Genomic DNA, 19,513 nt, shown 5'->3' with positions numbered 1-19,513 from the left:
GGCCCCCCCGGGGGGAACTTCTGGTTAATTCGCAACCGGAAAATCGGAGCTAGCCATCGAGCCAGCGCACTTCTCCGCTGTCCAGGTCGTAGACAGCTGCCACCACCCGGGTCCGCTTTTCTTGCACTGCCTCGCGAATGATGGCAGATCGCTCCAGTAGCTGCTCGGTGACGGCACGGGCATTGGCCTGCACCACTTGGTCCACCTCTTCGCTGCCCGAACCTTCAACTTTTGCCTTGCGTGCTACAGGAGCAATCTGTTCAGCGAAGTCGACCATCTCGCCGGGCAATTGCGGATTCTTGGCATCTTCTTCCATTGCCTTCAAGGTGCCCGCCACCGCACCACAGGCCGTATGGCCGAGGATCACCAGCAACGGGACCGAATAGGGACTGGAAACAGCGAATTCCATGCTGCCAACCAAGGTGTCATCGAGCACTCCGCCGGCGGTCCGGGTGACGAACAGGTCTCCGATCCCCTGGTCGAACAGGAGCTCGGGGGTCACGCGGGAATCCACGCAGCCGTGGATCAGGGCGAAGGGGTTCTGGTGCTCGGCCTGCTCGCTGCGCCGTTCAGTTGCTTGATTGGGGCGTTCTGGCATGCCGTCGGCGTAGCGCTGGTTCCCGGCGCGCAGTACCTGCAGCACTTCATCGGGGGTCTGCGGGGGTCCGGCGAGGTTTGCCCTGTCCGCGTCCGGGGCCTGCGGTGATGCGCAGGCTGCCAGTCCGGCCAGGGCAATGAGCCCGGAGGCGCCGGCGAGTAGGCCGCGGCGCGACGGTCCGGCTGGGGTTGGGTTTTGGCGGTTGAGGAAACGTGGTTCAGGTTGCGGCATCATGCCTTCCAGTGGCGTCTGATCAGCTGCCCAGCAGAATTAACTAGAGCTTGACAGTAAATAACATCAAGCAGTCTAGTGTTTTGCATTTGATTCATAAATAGAAAACGTCATATTTCGGCCCCTTTTAACATGAGCGTCGCATGAGGTGCGGATGGCAGCGCCACTCGGTGTCCCCGCCTGCAGAAGATAGTGATTGACACCACACTTTTTCTTCGGTTGGATGGAAACTGTCAATCGATTGATTGGCTCTTGAGTCACAGGGTGGTGTCCATGGAACTGGGAAAGGTCCAGCAAGCAGCCGTAGCCTGCTTTGCCCAGCGCGGTTTCGCCGCCACCGGCATCCGCGAACTAGGCAGCGCCGTAGGACTGAACTCGGCGACCCTCTACCATTACGTCGGCGGCAAGGAAGACTTGCTGGTGGGCATCATGAACGACTGCCTGGCCGCCATGATCTCCGGCGCCGAGCAGGCGCTGGCCGGCAGCAAGGACCCGGTACGCCAGCTCGCGTTGCTCGTGGCCTTCCACGTGGGGTTCACCGCCACCAATCCCAGCACCGCACGTGTCACCGAATACGAGATGCGCGCGCTATCGGCCAAGGCCCGCGAGCAGATGCAGGAACTGCGCGACGCCTACGAGCAGCTCTTCGCCGACGCGCTTCAGGCCGGCGAGCGCCAGGGCAGCTTCAGCACCGTGGACCTGGGCATCGCCCGCTTGGCACTGATGGAAATGGGGACCGGTGTCTCGCACTGGTACCGCAAGGACGGCCGGCTCACACTGGCCCAAGTGCAGTTGAACTTCATTTCCCTGGCCATGCGCATCCTGGCCGTGCCCGACGAATTCCCGTTGCCTGCGCAGCAGCTGCCCGTACCCCGGGTGATCGCCAGCGAACCGACCAGCAAGGACTGACTTCGTGAAGACCCTCTCCTCCCACTTGAACCCCGAGCATTTCGAGCGCAACGCCGCCGACCAGGCACCGCTGCTGGCCGAACTGCACGAACGGCTCGAACGCGCTGCCCGCGGCGGCTCCGAGAAGTCCCGGCAGCGCCATGTGGATCGCGGCAAGCTGCTGCCCCGCGAACGCGTAGACGCGCTGCTGGACGACGGCTCGCCCTTCCTGGAAATCGCACCGCTGGCCGCCGAGGACATGTATGACGGCGCCAGCCCCGGCGCCGGAATGATCGCCGGCATCGGCCTGGTGCACGGCCGCCACGTGCTGGTCATCGCCAACGACGCCACCGTCAAGGGCGGCACCTACTTCCCGATGACGGTCAAGAAGCACCTGCGCGCCCAGGAAATCGCGCTGGAGAACAGCCTGCCCTGCATCTACCTGGTGGATTCGGGCGGGGCGTTCCTGCCCATGCAGGACGAGGTCTTCCCGGACCGCGAGCACTTCGGGCGCATCTTCTACAACCAGGCGCAGCTCTCCGCGAAGAAGATCCCGCAGCTGGCTGCGGTGCTCGGTTCCTGCACCGCCGGCGGCGCCTACGTTCCGGCAATGAGCGACGAGACGGTCATCGTGCGCAACCAGGGCACCATCTTCCTGGGCGGCCCGCCGCTGGTGAAGGCCGCCATCGGGGAGATCGTCACCGCCGAGGAGCTGGGCGGCGGCGACCTGCACGCCAAGACCTCGGGCGTGGTGGACCACCTGGCCGAGAACGACGAGCACGCGCTGATGATCATCCGCGATATCGTCTCCACCCTGCCGGCCAACCCGGCCCCCGCCTGGAGTATCGAAAGCCAGGTCGTCGAGCCGCTCTACCCGGGCAGTGAACTGGCCGGGGTGGTGCCGGTGGATGTCAACGCGCCCTACGACGTGCACGAGATCATTGCCCGCATCGTCGATGCCAGCGAGTTCCACGAATTCAAGGCCGACTACGGCACCACCCTGGTCACCGGCTTCGCGCAGATCCACGGGCACCGGGTAGGCATCATCGCCAACAACGGCGTGCTGTTCTCCGAGTCCGCGATGAAGGGCGCGCACTTCATCGAGCTGTGCGACCAGCGCGGCATCCCGCTGCTCTTCTTGCAGAACCTCGCCGGATTCATGGTGGGCCGCGACTACGAAGCGGACGGCATCGCCAAGCACGGGGCCAAGATGGCCACCGCCGTGGCCACCGCCCGGGTGCCCAAGCTGACGGTGGTCATCGGCGGCTCCTTCGGCGCCGGCAACTACTCGATGTGCGGCCGGGCCTACTCCCCGCGCTTCTTGTGGATGTGGCCGGCCGCGCGCATCTCGGTGATGGGCGGGGCCCAGGCCGCCTCGGTGCTCTCCACGGTCAAGCGCGACGGAATCGAGTCGGGCGGCGGCAACTGGAGCGCCGAGGAGGAGGAATCGTTCAAGGCCCCGATCCGCGAGCAGTACGAAACCCAGGGAAACCCCTACTATTCCACCGCCAGATTATGGGACGACGGGGTCATCGACCCGGCAGATACCCGCCGGGTGCTCGGCCTGGCCCTGGATGTCTGCGCCCGCCAGCCGCTGCCGGAGACCAGCTTCGGCCTCTTCCGGATGTAGTACGAGGAAAACACCATGACTACGAAGCTCTTTGACACTGTCCTGATCGCCAACCGCGGAGAAATCGCGGTGCGCATCATCCGTACCCTGCGGGCGCTGGGCATCGAATCGGTCGCCGTCTACTCCGATGCCGATGCCGGGGCGCTGCATGTGTCCGAAGCCGATCGCGCGGTGCGCATCGGCGCGGCTGCGGCCAATGAAAGCTACCTGGATATCGACGCGGTGATCGCCGCTTGCCGGCACACCGGTGCCCAGGCGGTGCACCCGGGCTACGGGTTCCTCTCCGAGAACGTGGACTTCGCCCGTGCGCTGGAGGCTGCCGGCATCACCTTCATCGGCCCGCCGGTGAATTCCATCAATCTCATGGGCGACAAGATCCGTTCCAAGAACCATGTCCTCTCCCACCAGGTGCCGGTGGTTCCCGGCATCGCCGAACCCGGCCTCGGCGATCAGCAGCTGCTCGCCGCTGCCGCGGACGTCGGCTTCCCGCTGCTGATCAAGCCTTCGGCCGGCGGCGGCGGCAAGGGCATGTTCGCCGTGGATTCCGCCGCAGAACTGCCCGAAGCGCTGGCCAGCGCCCGGCGCACCGCACGCAATGCTTTCGGCGATGACACCCTGTTCCTCGAGCGGCTGGTGCGCAATCCGCGGCATATCGAGGTGCAGATCCTGGCCGATGCGCATGGGAACACCGTGCACCTGGGCGAACGCGAATGCTCCTTGCAGCGCCGCCACCAGAAGGTCATCGAGGAAGCCCCGGCTCCGCTGTTCGAGAATCTGGAGCAAGGCGCGGCGATCCGCGAGCGCATTGGCGCCGCCGCGGTGGCCGCTGCGCAATCGGTGGGCTACGTCGGCGCCGGAACTGTCGAGTTCCTGGTGAGCGACCAGAACCCCGACGAATTCTTCTTCATGGAAATGAATACCCGCTTGCAGGTGGAGCACCCGGTCACCGAGGAAGTCGTGCGGGTGAACGGCGCAAAGCTGGATCTGGTCCAGTGGCAGGTGCGCATCGCGGCCGGACAGCCACTGGACTTCACCCAGGACCAGGTGGCATTGGAAGGCCATGCCATCGAGGCCCGGCTCTACGCCGAAGACCCGTCCTCCGGCTTCCTGCCCTCGGTGGGCACCGTGCTGCACGTGCGCGAGCCGGAGAATGTCCGGGTGGATTCCTCGCTGCGCGACGGCCTGGCGATCAGCGCCCACTACGATCCGATGCTTTCCAAGCTCATCGCCTGGGGCCCGGATCGCACCGAGGCGCTGGCCCGCTTGGATAAGGCACTGGCCGGCACCGTGGTGCTGGGCGTGCTGACCAACAGCGAATACCTGCGGCTGCTGCTGGCCGACGAGGATGTGGCCGCCGGAGCCCTGGACACCAACCTGATCGAGCGGAAGATGGACCAGTTCGGCTTCCGCCAGGTCGGGTCCCGCGAACTGGCACTGGCAGCGCATCTGGAGGATCGGCGCATTCCAGCCGCGAATACCCCGTGGGGCCTGCGCGACGGATGGCGGGCCCAGCATCGCCGGGCCAGCATCGGGCACTTCGACGTCGAGGCCGCCGAGGGCAGGACCGCATTGCTCAGGGATCCCGATTCGAGCCGGGTGCGCGTGGGCGCCGAAGAATTCACCGTGCGGCAGGAACCGGATGGAACCCTGTCCGTCAACGGCCAGCACACAGCACTACAGCATGCCTTCGCCGCCGATGGCACGCTGTGGCTGTGCGAGGAAGGCTGGACCGCGGCGGTGCGCAAGCTGCCCCGCGAAGAAGTCCTCGAACGCCAGCTGGCCACCATCGCCAAGCAATCCGGGACCTTCTCCCCGCATGTCCTCTCGCCCATGCCCGGCACCGTGATCAACGTGCAGGCGGCCGATGGCGATGCGGTCGCCGAAGGCCAGCTGCTGCTGAGCATCGAAGCGATGAAGATGGAGCACCAGCTCTTCTCCCCCGCGGACGGCATCGTGCGCATGACCGGGTTGAAGACCGGGGATCTGGTCAAGGCCAAGCAGGTCGTGGCCACCGTGGAAGCAGCGCAGCCATCCGAAGCACAGCATCAGGAGCAGGACGCATGAGCGAGCAAACCCACAAACGTGTCGAGCAGCGCGGCCTCTACTTCGATGAGCTGCAGCTGGGGGCCACCTACGTGCACAAGCCCGGGCGCACCCTGACCGAAGCGGATAACGTCGCGTTCACGACGATGACCATGAACAACCAGGGACTGCACCTGGACGCGGCATGGGCATCCACCCAGCCCTTCGGCAAGCCGCTGGTCAACTCCCTGCTCACCCTGAGCACCATGATTGGGCAGTCGGTGGGCCAGCTGACCGAGGGCACCATCGTGGGGCAGCTGGGCATCAATGACGTGCGCTTCCCGCACCCGATGTTCCACGGCGATACCCTCTACACCGAAACCGAGATCACCGCACTGCGCGAATCGAAGTCCCGCCCCGGGCAGGGCCTGGCGTCCATGACTCACACCGGCCGCAACCAGCACGGCGACATCGTGGCCACCGCCACCCGCACCTGCCTGATGTGGACCCAGCAGGCGCACTTGGATTCGCTGGAACCCAAGGGGGAAAGCTCCAATGGCTAGCTTCCTGATGGGTCCTTCCCTGCTGTTCTGCCCGGCCGACCGGCCCGAGCGCTACGCCAAGGCGGCACAGCGTGCCGATGCGGTCATCATCGATCTGGAAGACGCTGTGGCTGCCGGGAACAAGGACGCGGCCCGCCGCGCCTTGCTGGATACGCCGCTGGATCCCGCGCGGGTCATCGTGCGCGTGAACCCGGTCGATAGCGAGCACTTCGCCAAGGACCTGGCAGCGCTGGGGCAAACGGCCTACCGCACCGTGATGCTGCCCAAGTGCGAATCGGCGGCGCAGCCGGCCGCGCTGGCAGGCTACGACGTGCTGGCACTGTGCGAAACCGCCAAGGGCATCACCAATGCCTCGGACATTGCCGGGGCGCAGAATGTCGTCGCGCTGATGTGGGGCGCGGAAGACCTGATCGCCTCGCTCGGCGGCACATCTTCGCGGGGCGAGGATGGCAGCTACCGCGAGGTGGCACGGTTCGCGCGGTCGCAGGTGCTGCTGCATGCGGTGGCCCAAGGCAAGGCCGCAATTGATTCCGTGTACCTCGATATTCCAGATCTCGAAGGCCTGGGCGAGGAGTCCCGCGATGCCAAGGCCTCGGGATTCGCCGCGAAAGCCTCGATCCACCCGAACCAGATGCCGGTCATTCGCGAGGCGTTCGCACCGACCGAAGCAGAACGGGAACGTGCCCGGCGGATCCTCGACGCCGCGGAGGCGAATCCCGGAGTTTTCGCTTTCGAAGGGCAGATGGTCGATGAGCCGCTGCTGCGCCAGGCCCGGGCCACCTTGGGCAGATAAGCTGTTTCCTGCCATGGGCTACAGTGTGTAGCAATGACCGCCGACAGCTGGCCAACGGAGGTTCAAATGCCTGTCGTGAAGAAACCCGGAGCCGATACCCTGGTGTATTTCTGGTTTGCGGTGGGGTTGGCCGTGCTCGGCATGGTCATCCAGCAAATCGGCGCCGTCATGATGCTCAACGGCTCGCTGGAGCTGAACGTCCTTGAAGTGACCACGCTTCACCTGGTCGCCTGGGGCTGCTATGCCGGATCGGCCATCTTCACCATCGTGGTCATGCACAAGGCCCTGGCCATGCTGATTTATCTCGTGCACCATCGTCGTCCGCTGCCGCCACGCAGGATGCCGGTCATCCGCGATGCCCCGGTGACGGCCCAAACCGCCGCGGCAGCCGCAACAGGCCAAGCCTCCGCTGCCCCATCGGCCATGGCCGATCCGCTGGACCAGGACGAACCGCCTTCCGGGGCCAAGCTAAAAACCTTTCCGCGGCAGGCGCTGGGTGCGCCGGCCCCGCAGGACCGGCACCCTCGCAGCCGGCGCCAGAACCCCAGCAACGGCAACGACCCCGCATAGCGAATAAGCAGAGCCGATCAGGCGCAAAAACTGAGTCTGCCGCGCTTCGCCATGCACAGCTAATCCCGGCGCGGCAAGGCGCTCCACCTGTTTCGGACATCAATATTTGTTCTTCGCACGTCACGAACTCCAACGCCTGTTAGCACCGGTGCAATGTTTAAAGCAACACCCAGAAGGAGCATGCGATTGAACTCCCCGAAGCCATTGCGGATCCATCGAGCCTGGCTGGTCGCCATCGTGACCACGCTGGCGCTAGTCGCCACGGCGGCGTTCCGCTCGACCACCGGCGCGTTCTTTGAACCACTTGAATCCGAATTCGGCTGGCTCCGCTCCCAGTTATCGACCGCGGTGACCATCAACCTGGTGGTCTACGGCCTGGCAGCTCCTTTCGCCGCGACTTTGCTGGAACGGTATTCCATGCGCAAGGTGGCTGCCATCGCTCTGGCATTGGTGGCCTCCGGAGCCGGATTGTCCGTGTTCATCAGCCAGATCTGGCAGTTGTGGGCGCTCTGGGGTGTGCTGGTTGGACTGGGCACCGGGGCGATGGCGTTGGTTTTCGGTTCTGTGGTTGCCAACCGCTGGTTCTGCGAACGGCGCGGCCTGGTGATGGGCATCTTCTCTGGCGCGAATGCCGCCGGCCAGCTGGTGTTCCTGCCAAGCATTGTACTGATCATCGAGCAGTACTCATGGAGGGCCGCGGCTCTGGTTGTTGCGGTCTTCGCGGTGCTGATCATCCCGTTGCTGCGCTGGCCCTTCGCCAATTCCCCTGCCGAAGCCGGTGTACTGCCTTACGGCGGGGCCGGAGCTGCAGCCGCGCCGGCATCCGGAACGCAGCAGGGTTCGATGGCTGCCGCGACTCTCAAGGCCCTGTTCGCGGCCTCACGCTACCCGGCATTCTGGGTCTTGGCGATGACCTTCTGGATCTGCGGATGGTCTACCAACGGACTGGTGCAGACGCACTTCATCCCTGCGGCGCACGACCATGGCATGCCGGCAACGACCGCTTCCGGGTTGCTGGCGCTGGTTGGCATTTTCGATATCCTCGGCACGGCGTTCTCCGGGTGGCTGACCGACCGTGTACGCCCGTGGTTGCTGCTTGCGGTGTACTACGCGTTGCGCGGACTGTCCCTGATGTTCCTGCACTCGCTGATGGGTCCAACCGTCGAGCCGCTGATGTGGATCTTCATTGTCTTCTACGGTTTGGACTGGGTGGCCACCGTGCCTCCTACCGTGGTGCTCTGCCGCCAGTACTTCGGTCCGGTTAGAGCCACCGTGGTCTTCGGCTGGGTCTTCGCCTTCCACATGATCGGCGCCGGCGCCGGCTCGCTGACCGCAGGGCTGTCGCGGGAAACCACCGGCAGCTACCTGGCCGCGTGGATTACCGCTGCGGTGCTGTGCCTTGTGGCAGCCGTCAGCCTGCTGTTCTTGCCGCGCATGCGCAAAGCCTACGAGCATCCTCAGCTCGAGAAAGTTGGGGTGTAGCCCGAATCAGCACCAGCAGCTCTCACGGCTTAACGGAAAACCTCGCAGAACAGATCATTGCTGATCGCTCTGCGAGGTTTTGCTTTTCGTGCTTAGACGAGCGCTACGTCCTTGGAAGGAACGTGGAGCTCCTTGTTGCCGTAGTGCACCGAGAAGAACCAGCCGATACCGGTCACGATATGGATCAGGGACAGGCCCACAGCGGTAGCGGCATCTGCTGCGTTCATGATCGGGAAAACGATCGAGACTACCGCGATGAGCAAGCCAGCCCACTGCGCGATCTTGCAAATGCCCTTGTTTGCCCGTCCGATCAGGAAGACCACCAGGCCGAAGAACAGAATCGGGATCAACGTGAACTGCAACAGGTGGTCAAAGGCGACAACATCAGTTGAATTAGGACCAATCCGGCGGGATGCCCCAGCGGCGCCAGACAGGAAGAAAATGATGACATTCAGGTAGCTGGTACCCAGCGCACCGATAATCACCTGAATGAAATTGAATGGGCTATTGGGTTGTCCCTGAGACGTCATGGCACTCCTAGAATTGTTGATAGTTCACAACTATTCTATTCCCGAGTGCCTGTGCCACGGCTCTCAGGAGCCCGTGAGAACCGCGACACTTAGCAGGGCTATAGGTTTTCCAGGGCCGCGATCTCGTTGAACTTCCTATTCGAGTAGTTCACCGCGATATACCAAGACGCTGCAACAACCAGGTGCATAATCGCCAGGGTCAGCGCGGTCCCCCAGTCCTCGGCGAAGAACCACTGCACCACCGCTGAGGTCAAGACGGCGGCAACGCCGACCCACTGGGCGATGCGGCAGAAGCCCGGCTTGGCCCGGCCGATCAAGAAGGTCAGGAAGCCGAGAATGAGAATGGGCAGGGCAGTGAATCGCACGATGTGGATGAAATCCAGGTTCCGGAATAAGCCGCCGGAGTACTCCATGGATGCGCCGATAACCCTGGCAACAAAATAGGCCAAGGCGCTAAGCCCCATGGCTCCGAAAGCCGCAATAACCACCTGGGCGAAATTGAACGGCATCTTGAATCTAGCGTCAGCCTGCATCGCGAATCATCCCCTTTTACAGCGAATTCGAGCTGGACCGGTATTTTCACTGTACGCGCATTCCCGCCCGTTGGACCCCGAACTCCGGAACATTCAAGATCGGGCCCCGCATTAGCCGATGGCGGTTTCCGCTGGCCTCCCGCGCCATGGCCCGGACCGCGACAGGGTGACGTCCCTCGGCAACACAAGCCGTTGCAGCCGCGGGCACCCTTCGTCGCTTCACTTGGCCATTTTCCGGTCCACAACCGGGAAACCGGAGTAGACTGGAATTGGATCTAACTTCCGTAGAAATGCCGTCATCGGAAGCACTTCCTACCGGCGTAGAGCTTTTGTGCCCTCCTCATTGCCGAGGACGGCGTTCAGATTAACGCAGCAGTGTTGAACCGGGATCTTTATCGAGGCGGCTCGAATTAACTGCCCGCTTCCTTGCGTTTCTCCCATTTGCCCGATAAGGGTTGCCCGCCAGGAACGAATCACAGTTTTGCTCCAGCAGCCCACAGACCGGTTCGGTCCGCTAGTGGCGAATCATGCAACCAGCACAGCCGGACAATACCTTTGAAGCCGACAGTGCAAAACGGCAGTACGCGCACAACTGCCGCGGTCCCCGCGATGCCCAACTCAAGAAATGGTACGGCGTTTCCCGTGGAACCGGCCTTGAACTGCAGCACCGAGGGCAGAGCACGGCAATAAAAACGACTATGCAGCAACGGAGGGAATGTCATGGACAAGCCGAACAGCTGTCCGAGGTGCTACAGAAATACCTTGGTTGAAACAGAAACCCGTCGATTCGTCGATGATCAAAACCAGCTCAAGAGATGGGACAACGAAGGCGGCCACGAAGCTGGCCAGCGCCAGGACATGCTGGTAACGATGCGTGAAGTGCTCTGGACCTGCACCTCATGCGGATGGCGCAAGGTTGCCTACAGTTCGCAAGAACCACTACAGGGACCAGAGCGCCGCGTGGACATCTTGCCTGCTACGGGCCAAGCAACCCTACGGCAAGCCTAGCTGAGCTGGCGCCAGGCGCTGCTGCCCACGGCAGAGCACCCTGGTCGCCGGCATGGAACGGACATGGAAAGGAAAAGCCATGATGGACTTCTCCCGCACTCTTGGCAAGAAGCACCAGCCGCTGAAGATAGGCCCGGTGCTCATGAACTCTCTGCCGGGAACTTTGCTCAGCGACAAGGCGCCCGGCGCGTACCGGGTTGCCGCCGTTTTCAACCGCCAGCCCGCAGCCGAGGAAACAGAGTTCTTGACCAGCGATTTCATGCGCGGCCAACTCGATGCCGCCGGCTACCCTGATGCCGTTCTGAGCGCAGCTAACCGAAGATTGGAAATTTCCAACACCTCCCTGGAACAACTGCGTGACGGATTGGCAGCATTAATTGCCCGGGAGCTGGCTCTCGCCGGAAAGAAGTTCGAGGCTGATAGGGACGAAAGAAATTCCCAGTTCCACAAGGATATCGATGCGGAGTCACAGCGTTATGCAGCGGTGCAAAAGCTCGCGGAATCGGTAGCATTCAGCTCCGCGGAGATTCTCGAGCTCCATGGGCCCTGACCCTTCGGTAAATCCGGGTCCCAGCACCGGTACAGCTAGAGCGCCTGGACTGGCTGCACCGGCCCGGGCATTCGCAATAGGGCCGGAACAGCACTCGCGCCGCGCCTGCAACTCCTCTGGCCGCTACTGCCGCAGCCTCGATAAACCTGCGCCTGGCGAGCACCCGGAACTAGGCGCCGAGCACAAGGATGATCGCGCAAGCGCCTAGAGCCAACAGCACCGCTGTTGTCAGCAGCACGGCGAGAACATCCGCGCTGACGCGTTCAGCCTTCACGCCTTGCGCCATTTTCCGGTACCGGGCACGCTGCGAGAGCAGAATCCCGAATGCCATCGAGGAAGATATCGCAATCAGCAGGATCACGGCCAGGCCATAGTGCGGAAGCCAGCGCAGGAAGACCGCGGAAACCACGAGAAATGAAACCATTGTCCGGTTCCACGCGAAGACGGTGCGCTCTGGCTGCAACCCCGGGTCGCTGATCTCGATGGGCTCTTTCATCACGAGCTGAGGGACCAGAAAATCATGGCGATCGCCGCCAGTGAGGCCACCACGGCACCGAATGCCAGCAGCGGGACAATGGCGGGAATCGGCAACGGCCTGCCGGTGCGCATGCTGCGTTCCACGCGGACCCAGCGCACGGCTGCACCGGCAGCAATCAGGATGCCGACGCCGATCACCAGCACCGCCAGCCAGGTGCGAACTGGCGACGGGAAGGCCTCTGCGGCGAAGGCCTCCAGCGCTGTGCCGCCCGCGAGGAAGGCTAGCGAAGTTCGAATCCAGGCCAAGAAGGTGCGCTCGTTGGCCAGCGTGAAGCGCGGGTCAGGCTCACTGCCCCGTGGCAATATCCAGCGTGAAAGCCGGCTGCGATCTTGCTCGGACATGACCCTCCTTGGTTTGCGTCGATGCTATGAGCATACCCAACCTATTATCGGCTAAACCTATTTAGTTGGTTGATAAAAACAGTTTTACGAATGTGATCCAGCGCATAAGAATTGAATGCAGCACTTGAACCAAAGAAAGGGCGCATTCCATGGCCTCCACCAATCTCAATCCCCACGTCGTTACGCTGGGCACCGCCGGCGGACCCCGCTGGTGGACCGGCGAGAACGCCGGCAAGCGGGCGGGAATTTCCACCGCCGTAGTCGTGGGCGAAAGCGTCTACCTGGTGGATGCCGGAACCGGCGTGGGCAACCAGCTGATGAAAGCCGGCTTCACCCCTGCGAACCTTCGCGGCATCTTCCTCACGCACTTGCACTCCGATCACACCATCGACCTGGCTTCGCTGGCCATCTTCGGAATGTTCACCCTGCCAGCGGGCAAGGCTCCGATTTCCATCATCGGCCCCGGCGACCGCGGCGCCCTGCCACCTGCCTCCCCGCGCGCAGTGACCGCCCCGCAGCCGCTCTACCCGCAGAACGCGACCCCGGGAACCGCCTCGATGTTCGACCACCTGATGCAGGCCTACGCCACGGACCTGAATGACCGCGTGATCGACGCCCTGCGCCCCTCCCCGCTGGACCACTTCATCGCCTCGGACATCGAGATTCCGGCCGGCACCGGGTACCACCCCAACGAGAACCCGACACCGAAGGGCTTCGCGCCGTTCGAGATCTACCGCGACGAGCTGGTCACGGTGACCGCAACACTGGTCAAGCACCCGCCGATCGCTCCGGCCTTCGCCTTCCGCTTCGATACCGCAGAAGGGTCGGTGACCATTTCCGGAGACACCGCGCCCTGCCAGAACCTGGTGGCCCTGGCGAAGGATACCGACCTGCTGCTTCATGAGGCCATCGATTTCGACTGGGTGCAACGCGCCTACGGTTCGGTTGGCACCTTGGAAGCCCAGGCTTCGATGGACCACCACCGCGCCTCGCACACCTCGCCGGAGCAGGCGATCGAGATCGCGCACCAGGCCGGGGCGCGCAGCCTGGCCCTGCACCATCTGGTCCCCGGAACTACGCCTTTGCAGGTCTGGGAAGCCCACGCCGCGAAATTCTCCGGCAACTACCTAGTGCCCAACGATCTGGACACGATATCCTTTTCCCGCGTCAACAGTGAAATGGCGGCAGTACGATGAGCAGCACCCTGAATAATGGCAACGGTGTGGAGGCACAGGCGTTGGTTCCCTCGCTGAAATCCCCGCAGATGCGCCGGATCCTGGCTTCCAGCTTCATCGGCAGCGCAATCGAATTCTACGATTTCATCCTCTACGCCACGGCGGCCTCGCTGGTCTTCAACAAGGTCTTCTTCGTGGGCCTGACCCCGGGTGTAGCCATCTTCGCTTCCTTTGCCACCTTGGCCGTGGGCTATCTGGCCCGCCCGCTGGGCGGCATCGTGTTCGGCCACTTCGGCGACAAGATCGGCCGCAAGGGCGTGCTGATCACCTCGATGGCGATGATGGGCGGTGCCTCGACACTGATCGGACTGCTTCCTCCCACCGCGCAGATCGGCATGCTGGCCCCGATCGCGCTGATCATCTTGCGCATCGTCCAGGGCCTGGCCGTGGGCGGCGAATGGGGCGGGGCCATGCTGATGGCGCTGGAGCACGCGCCGAAGGAGCGCCGCGGCTTCGCGGCGAGCTTCGCGAACATGGGCGGCCCGGCCGGCGCCGTGATGGCCACGTTGGCAGTCTCGGCCGTCTCGCTCATGCCCAATGAGCAGTTCCTGGCCTGGGGCTGGCGCATTCCGTTCCTGATCAGCATCGCGCTGGTTGGCATCGGGCTGGTCATCCGGCTGAAGGTCACCGAGTCCCCGCTGTTCCTGGCGCTGGAAAACAAGGCAGAAGAGCGCAAGACCCCCTTCATGGAGGTCATCACCAAGTACCCGAAGTCCGTCATCCGCGGAACCTTGGTGGGCATGAGCTCCTACACGGTGCAGGGCCTGATGACCGTCTGGGCCATCTCCTACGTGGTCGAGGAAGTCGGCATGGACCGCACTGCGGTGCTGAACATCAAGGCCATTGGCGCCGCGTTGACCGTGGTGGGCATCTGGGTTTCATCGCGCTATTCAGACAAGCTGGGCCGCCGCCCGGTCATGATGGTCGGCATCCTCGCCGGCGCCGTGGCCGCCCTGCCGATCATGTGGATGCTGGAACTGGGCCAGCTGTGGCTCTTCGCCATCGCGCTGTTCGTGGCCAACGGCATCATCCAGGCCTTCATCTTCGGGCCGTTCGGCGCGTTCACCGCGGAGCTGTTCCCAACCCGCATCCGCTACACCGGCGCTTCGCTGGTCTACCAGCTCTCCTCCACCGTGGGCGCGGGTTTCACCCCGATGATCGTTGCAGGCCTGGTGCTGCTGGGCGGCGGATCGCTGTGGATCGCCGGAGCCGTTTGGGCCGCCGCGTTCATCGTCGCCGCCCTGGCCATGCGCGGCATCAAGGAAGGCCGCGACGCCGACCTCGAGGCCGAGGAAATGAGCCACTAGCCTCCCGACTGGCGAAAGCGCGGGGCCGGTTGGAACCTACGGGTTCTAACCGGCCTTGCGCTCTTTCTCGGCTCCGGCTTCCTCGCAGAAATCCAAGAACGCGCGCAGCCGCAAGCTAGGGCGGTCCGAAGCGGTGTAGGCCACGCAGATATCGCTCACGCCAACCTCGCCCTCGATCTCCAATACCGACAGCGGCAAGCCGTCGTAGCTCAGGTTGACCGGCGGGCGCTGCACCAGAACGGTATAGCCCAAACCCCGAGCCACCATCCCGCGCACCGCCTCGAAGCTCTGCGAACTCCACCGCACCTTGGGGTCCAAGCCCGACATGCGAAGATTCACCAGCTGGTTATCGCGCACCGTGGGGATGTCCAGGGAGACGAAGTCGTCGTCGGCCAGTTCGCTCAAGGCGACGGAGGTGCGATCGGCCAGCCGGTGATTGCCTCCCACCAGCACATAGGGCCGGCCCGACATCACCGTACGCGAAGAGACCTGCGGCAGCAGGTGGCGGGTATGGGTGAGCACCGCATCCAGGTGGCCCTTGAGCATGCGCTCCTGCAGGTCGGCCCCGTCCCCCTCCACGAGGGTGACCTGCAAATCCGGGTGCACATTGGTGAAGCGTTCGCAGATCACCGGGATCCAGAAAGCGGCCAGCGAGGAATAGCAGCCGATCACCAAAGGGCCGGAGAGCTTGGTCTGGCGTTCGACAATCTGGTCCTGCACTTCTTCGGCATGGCGCACCAGGGCCCGCGAGTCCAGCAGGAAGTCCGTGCCGACAGCCGTGAGCACCACGCCGCGGGCACGTCTGCGCACCAGCAGCTGCGAGCCGACGGCGCGTTCCAGCTCGTCCATGGACTGGGACATGGCTGCCTGGGAAATATGGCACTGCTTCGCCGCAGCGGAGATGGAGCCGAGTTCAGCGACGGCGACGAAGTACTGCAGCTGGCGCAGGGTGTAGTTGATCACCCGCCCAGTCTAGCCAGCGGGCAGCGGACCATTACCGTTCGTAAAGTCGTCCGGTTTTCCTGACCCTCGCCAGATCCCGCTGGCTGACCCTAGTTCTTTCGGCCAACTGACCCAGGCTGGCGCCGTGTTCCAAGGCCAGCACGATAAGCCGCTCAAGCTCAGCAACACAGCTTTGCAGTTCCGCGGTCACCTCGCCGGTTCCTCTGGCTTGCACCTGCAGCAGTGCCAGTCGCTGAACAACGGTGTCGATCGGCGTCCAGTCAAAGTCGAGGACGGGAGGCTTGTACCCGTCCTCGAAAGAAAATTGCCAACCACTCATGCGGGACATCTTCGCATTCAAGACGTTCTGCGGGCAACACTGCACGGTTAAAACCTACGGGCCCAGCATCGGCAAAGAATGCTGGACCCGCAAAATCAAGGAATCTACTTTGATGCACCAATCGCCCACACGCGCGGAAGCTCGGTGCCATTGACCGCCAGGTCGCCAATCAACCGCGCCTTGAACACCCAGGGGTTGTGGTTGCCGGCGGTACGGGCATTGCGCCAGTGCCGGTCCAGGTTCTTGGTAACGCTCGTGGCGCTGGCGGCCAGCGCATCGAAAGCGTGGGTGATCGCGTTGAGGACCAATGGCGTGAGCACCACCTGCGCCTGGGCGCTGGCCAGCTCTGCCGCATCGTTGGCTGCTTCGTCCTCTTCCCCGGTCACCTCGCCGGTGTGCAGCGCCTGCGCAGTTTCGTAGGCACCCTGCAATGCCGTCGACACTCGTTCTACCGTTGCCGCGGCAGCGAAGGCCGCCGCGGAGACCTCGCCGATCACCTGCAGCAGCTGCGGGTCTTCGGCCGCCACATTGGCCGCGGCATGGCTGAAGGTCCGCTTGCGCGCCTTCAGCTCAGCGGCGAAGTCGCGCTCGGCTGCTTTGGCGGAGCCGGCCAGGACAGCGAGCAGCACCTGCTGGTAGAAAGCTGTCTGGTACTTGAAACGCGTATCGAAGTCGATGAGGTCTTCTTCGGCGACAATTGCATCGGTGAAGGTCGAGGTGCCGGTACCCGTGGTGCGCTGGCCGAAGCCATCCCAGTCATCGGCCAGCTCGACGCCGGGCTGGTGGCGGTTGACTGCGGCGATCACCCGCTTGCCGGTGTCGGTGCGCTCTGCGTAGGTATCCAGCCAGTCGGCGAAGATCGAGCCGGTGGAGTAGTACTTGGTGCCGTTGATCTTGAATCCTCCCTCGCCGTCCGGGGTGACCTTGGTGATCACGTCCCCGACCTTGACGGTGCCGACCTCGGTCCAGGAGTTGCCCACCAGTTCTCCCGCCACGAAGCGGGCCAGCCACTTGTCGCGCCCCGGACCGGGGGCCGCAACCAGACGGTCCTCGACGAAGGCGAAGTGCGCGCGCAGCGCTTGGGCAATATTGGAATCCGCCGCCGCGAGATCCACGAAGAGCTCGAAGAGTTCGGGCAGCGTAGCACCGGCACCCCCGTGCGATTCCGGGACCCGAACCGCGCCAAAGCCGGCAGCGGCCAGGTCCGCGACCTGCTGGAAGGGCAATTCGCCGGTGCGGTCGCGTTCAGCTGCACCCTGCGCAATGCGCGCGAAGAGCGGTGCGAAGCGGTTTTTGAGGCCTGCGAGTCGATTGCCAGTTGCAAGTACAGTCATCGTTCAGTCCAATCCGGGAGAAGTTTTCTTAGGTGTACAGCGAGAGCGGCTGGGACTCTCCGCGCAGGAAGTAGGCGCCGACCTCGATCTTCTTGTAGTCCACTGGGTCGTGCAGCGAATGGGTGCGCACATTGCGCCAGTACAGGTCCAGACCCACCGAGTTCGCAGTCGAAGATGAACCGGTCACCTCGAAGATCCGGTTCGCCACATCCACTCCCACCTCAGTGGAGACCACCTTGGCTTCAGCAATTTCCACGGCCAACGCCGCTCGTTCGGGCTGGGTGACTTCCCCGGCCTTCGAGAGCAGGGCATCGAATTTCCGGCCCAGCTTCTCGGTCAGCGCCGCCACTGCTGCAGTGCGGGCTTTGAGCTCTCCGACGGTGCGCTGGAAGATCGGGTCCTGCGAGTAGGTCTCTGCCTGCGAGAACAGCCAGGCGTTCTTGCGGCCCAGCAAGATCTGCTTGCCGCGCTCCAGTGCTCCCTGGGCGATGCCCAGGTAGAAGTTGGCGAAGGCCAACTGGATACCGGGGGTAAGCAGGGTGGAGACCGGTTCATCGGTGACGAATCCCAGCAAGTCCCCTGCTTCGAGCCGCACGTTGTGGAACTTCAAGGAATTCGACGCGCTCAGCCGCTGTCCCAGGTAGTCCCAGTCGTCAACGATTTCCAAGCCATCGATATAGCGTGGCAGAACCAACGCGAGAATCTGCCCGTCGTATTCTCCGCCCTGGACCAGCGCGTTGATGACGATGACCTCGCCAACACCGGAACCCGTGGAGAATCGCTTGGCTCCATTCAGTCGGTAGCCGTCCCCTTCGGCGCTCAGCGTCAAATCCGGATCAACTGGATTCACCGAATCGCCCCAGAGCCAGCCACCTTCCACGGTGCGCTGCCACCATGCCCCTTGCGCTTCTGCTGGGGCGTAGAACGCAATGCCGGACTGGTTGATGTAGTGGTAAGCCAGCAACTGCGAGATGGAGCCATCAGCTGCGGCCAGTATGCGGACCGCTTCGAAAGCCGCTTCCCAATGGGCTCCGGCTCCGCCGAATTCTGCAGGCACCAAGAGATTGAGCAACCCGGCTTCGCGCAGCAGCTGCACTTCGGCGAAAGGCTGGGCGTTCTTTCGGTCGCGTTCGAGCGCGTCAGCCGCCAGCTTGTCAGCTACTTGCTGGGCGACGTCGCGCCAATGAGCCAGTTCAGCTTCATCAGCAGTGCCGGTGTAGGGCACGCGCGGCAATTGGGTATCCAGTACAGTCATCTTCGTTCTCCTCTTGGGCTATGGATTCCGAAGGATGCAGAAAATCTGCGGATCCATCGAACCTGGCGTTAGCACTACCTGCGGAGTGCAGGCTTGCTGCGGCGTCTCGGAGCCAGGCCTCTCAGCCGCTCTGGATGGGTTGTGCTCCGAGTCAAGCATTACTGGCAGGTCCTCGGGAAGGGCGCTGTCATGCGGAGGAACAGCAGGACAAAATACGTCATCTTCGCGCCTTCGCCCTGCCGGAAAACGGGCGGATAAGACGTCATATGACCTTCGCATGACGCAATTGGCATGCTGGAACTGGATTTCAAAGGCGTTCCCCTAGGCATCGATTGGGAACACAGCGTGGATCAGGGCACTTCCATGCGACCGCATAGAATGGCCATTCAAGATCAATCGGCAGAAGAGGCGGCAAGTGGATCCAGCAGGCGTGATTGCCTTCATGTTCGGGTTGCTGAGCATAACGCTGGTCGCAGCGTTCCTCGCCCCGATGGCACGGGACCGGAAGCTCGCTCGCAATGCGGCGATCGGCATCAAGACGCGCCACACCTTGGCCAGCGATGGGGCCTGGCTCGCCGGGCATCAGCAGGCTGCGCCCCTGCTTGCCGCGGCTTCCTGGGCCGGTTGGGCGGCATTGGCCAGCGCAGCAGTTCTCTGCCTGCTGGGCCAATTCGGTTTCGCCTTCGCCGCGACCGGAGCCGGCTACCTGGCCGCCATCGCGTTGCTGGTGATCTCGACTGCCACAGCGAATAAGGCCGCGCGGAGCTTCCCGGCGGCAGGCCTGGGCTAATCCAGCACTGCTTAAAGCAACGGATCGGGGGGG

At 63.4% G+C, this 19,513-nt stretch carries 21 protein-coding genes and 1 riboswitch; of the genes, 12 read left to right on the top strand and 9 right to left on the bottom strand.

Going from position 1 to position 19,513, the window contains the following annotated elements; translation table 11 throughout:
* Positions 1-49 precede the first annotated feature (49 nt).
* Positions 50-829 (bottom strand): carbonic anhydrase, encoded by a 780-nt coding sequence (locus tag ACNPM8_RS04605; RefSeq protein WP_448939374.1) that lies wholly within the window; start codon positions 827-829, stop codon positions 50-52.
* Between the two features lie 273 nt (positions 830-1,102).
* Between ACNPM8_RS04605 and ACNPM8_RS04600 the strand changes: the two genes are divergently transcribed.
* The 7 genes from ACNPM8_RS04600 to ACNPM8_RS04570 all read left to right on the top strand — a co-directional run bounded on the left by ACNPM8_RS04600 (position 1,103) and on the right by ACNPM8_RS04570 (position 8,777).
* Entirely contained in the window at positions 1,103-1,738 is a 636-nt protein-coding gene (locus ACNPM8_RS04600; RefSeq protein ID WP_105656422.1) for a TetR/AcrR family transcriptional regulator, read from the top strand.
* A gap of 4 nt (positions 1,739-1,742) precedes the next feature.
* Complete coding sequence (locus tag ACNPM8_RS04595; RefSeq protein WP_448939373.1) at positions 1,743-3,347, top strand: carboxyl transferase domain-containing protein; 1,605 nt, start codon at positions 1,743-1,745, stop codon at positions 3,345-3,347.
* Positions 3,348-3,362: 15 nt separating this feature from the next.
* A complete protein-coding gene (locus ACNPM8_RS04590; protein WP_448939372.1) occupies positions 3,363-5,411 on the top strand; it encodes an ATP-binding protein in 2,049 nt (682 codons plus the stop codon).
* The gene (locus tag ACNPM8_RS04585) at positions 5,408-5,932 is read left to right on the top strand and encodes a MaoC family dehydratase (protein ID WP_105656425.1); all 525 of its coding nucleotides are present in this window, start codon (positions 5,408-5,410) and stop codon (positions 5,930-5,932) included. Before ACNPM8_RS04590 ends, ACNPM8_RS04585 begins: the two co-directional genes overlap by 4 nt.
* Positions 5,925-6,725, top strand: coding sequence for an HpcH/HpaI aldolase/citrate lyase family protein (locus ACNPM8_RS04580; RefSeq protein WP_448939371.1), 801 nt, complete (start codon positions 5,925-5,927; stop codon positions 6,723-6,725). The genes ACNPM8_RS04585 and ACNPM8_RS04580 overlap by 8 nt, the downstream gene beginning before the upstream one ends.
* A 66-nt stretch (positions 6,726-6,791) precedes the next feature.
* Positions 6,792-7,295 (top strand): hypothetical protein, encoded by a 504-nt coding sequence (locus ACNPM8_RS04575; RefSeq protein ID WP_448939370.1) that lies wholly within the window; start codon positions 6,792-6,794, stop codon positions 7,293-7,295.
* A 180-nt stretch (positions 7,296-7,475) separates the two neighbouring features.
* Positions 7,476-8,777 carry an MFS transporter gene (locus tag ACNPM8_RS04570; protein ID WP_448939369.1) on the top strand — a complete coding sequence of 434 codons (1,302 nt, stop codon included), beginning with the start codon at positions 7,476-7,478 and terminating at the stop codon, positions 8,775-8,777.
* A 92-nt stretch (positions 8,778-8,869) separates the two neighbouring features.
* On the opposite strand, the gene ACNPM8_RS04565 is transcribed toward ACNPM8_RS04570, so the two are convergent.
* Together ACNPM8_RS04565 and ACNPM8_RS04560 are read right to left on the bottom strand one after the other, a co-directional pair.
* A complete protein-coding gene (locus tag ACNPM8_RS04565) occupies positions 8,870-9,307 on the bottom strand; it encodes a DUF6069 family protein (protein WP_105656428.1) in 438 nt (145 codons plus the stop codon).
* Positions 9,308-9,405: 98 nt separating this feature from the next.
* The gene (locus ACNPM8_RS04560; protein ID WP_426735992.1) at positions 9,406-9,816 is read right to left on the bottom strand and encodes a DUF6069 family protein; all 411 of its coding nucleotides are present in this window, start codon (positions 9,814-9,816) and stop codon (positions 9,406-9,408) included.
* A 786-nt stretch (positions 9,817-10,602) separates the two neighbouring features.
* On the opposite strand from ACNPM8_RS04560, the gene ACNPM8_RS04555 reads away from it, so the two are divergent.
* Positions 10,603-10,848 carry a hypothetical protein gene (locus ACNPM8_RS04555; protein ID WP_105656430.1) on the top strand — a complete coding sequence of 82 codons (246 nt, stop codon included), beginning with the start codon at positions 10,603-10,605 and terminating at the stop codon, positions 10,846-10,848.
* A 79-nt stretch (positions 10,849-10,927) separates the two neighbouring features.
* Positions 10,928-11,398: a hypothetical protein gene (locus ACNPM8_RS04550; RefSeq protein ID WP_332727602.1), complete on the top strand. Its 471-nt coding sequence runs from the start codon at positions 10,928-10,930 to the stop codon at positions 11,396-11,398.
* Positions 11,399-11,567: 169 nt separating this feature from the next.
* Here the strand turns inward: ACNPM8_RS04550 and ACNPM8_RS04545 are convergent, their stop codons facing one another.
* Complete coding sequence (locus ACNPM8_RS04545; RefSeq protein WP_105656432.1) at positions 11,568-11,894, bottom strand: DUF202 domain-containing protein; 327 nt, start codon at positions 11,892-11,894, stop codon at positions 11,568-11,570.
* Positions 11,894-12,277 (bottom strand): YidH family protein, encoded by a 384-nt coding sequence (locus ACNPM8_RS04540; protein WP_105656433.1) that lies wholly within the window; start codon positions 12,275-12,277, stop codon positions 11,894-11,896. The genes ACNPM8_RS04545 and ACNPM8_RS04540 overlap by 1 nt, the downstream gene beginning before the upstream one ends.
* Positions 12,278-12,426: 149 nt before the next feature.
* On the opposite strand from ACNPM8_RS04540, the gene ACNPM8_RS04535 reads away from it, so the two are divergent.
* Both ACNPM8_RS04535 and ACNPM8_RS04530 read left to right on the top strand, forming a co-directional pair.
* Entirely contained in the window at positions 12,427-13,473 is a 1,047-nt protein-coding gene (locus ACNPM8_RS04535; protein ID WP_448939368.1) for an MBL fold metallo-hydrolase, read from the top strand.
* Positions 13,470-14,819 carry an MFS transporter gene (locus ACNPM8_RS04530; protein WP_105662301.1) on the top strand — a complete coding sequence of 450 codons (1,350 nt, stop codon included), beginning with the start codon at positions 13,470-13,472 and terminating at the stop codon, positions 14,817-14,819. Before ACNPM8_RS04535 ends, ACNPM8_RS04530 begins: the two co-directional genes overlap by 4 nt.
* A 45-nt stretch (positions 14,820-14,864) precedes the next feature.
* Here ACNPM8_RS04530 and ACNPM8_RS04525 read toward each other — a convergent pair whose 3' ends face one another.
* The 4 genes from ACNPM8_RS04525 to ACNPM8_RS04510 form a co-directional block, all read right to left on the bottom strand.
* Positions 14,865-15,782 carry a LysR substrate-binding domain-containing protein gene (locus ACNPM8_RS04525; protein ID WP_105656436.1) on the bottom strand — a complete coding sequence of 306 codons (918 nt, stop codon included), beginning with the start codon at positions 15,780-15,782 and terminating at the stop codon, positions 14,865-14,867.
* Between the two features lie 31 nt (positions 15,783-15,813).
* A complete protein-coding gene (locus tag ACNPM8_RS04520; RefSeq protein ID WP_166650763.1) occupies positions 15,814-16,110 on the bottom strand; it encodes a hypothetical protein in 297 nt (98 codons plus the stop codon).
* A 95-nt stretch (positions 16,111-16,205) separates the two neighbouring features.
* Positions 16,206-17,435: an acyl-CoA dehydrogenase family protein gene (locus ACNPM8_RS04515; RefSeq protein WP_448939367.1), complete on the bottom strand. Its 1,230-nt coding sequence runs from the start codon at positions 17,433-17,435 to the stop codon at positions 16,206-16,208.
* A 28-nt stretch (positions 17,436-17,463) separates the two neighbouring features.
* The gene (locus ACNPM8_RS04510; protein WP_448939366.1) at positions 17,464-18,690 is read right to left on the bottom strand and encodes an acyl-CoA dehydrogenase family protein; all 1,227 of its coding nucleotides are present in this window, start codon (positions 18,688-18,690) and stop codon (positions 17,464-17,466) included.
* A gap of 50 nt (positions 18,691-18,740) precedes the next feature.
* Positions 18,741-18,831, bottom strand: a riboswitch (SAM riboswitch).
* A gap of 274 nt (positions 18,832-19,105) precedes the next feature.
* On the opposite strand from ACNPM8_RS04510, the gene ACNPM8_RS04505 reads away from it, so the two are divergent.
* Complete coding sequence (locus ACNPM8_RS04505; protein ID WP_402471731.1) at positions 19,106-19,480, top strand: hypothetical protein; 375 nt, start codon at positions 19,106-19,108, stop codon at positions 19,478-19,480.
* The last annotated feature ends 33 nt before the right edge of the window (positions 19,481-19,513 follow it).

The sequence above is a fragment of the Glutamicibacter sp. AGC46 genome (genome assembly GCF_053543715.1).
Note: the sequence above shows the minus strand (reverse complement) of the source record. Positions and strands in the feature narration are given on the sequence as shown.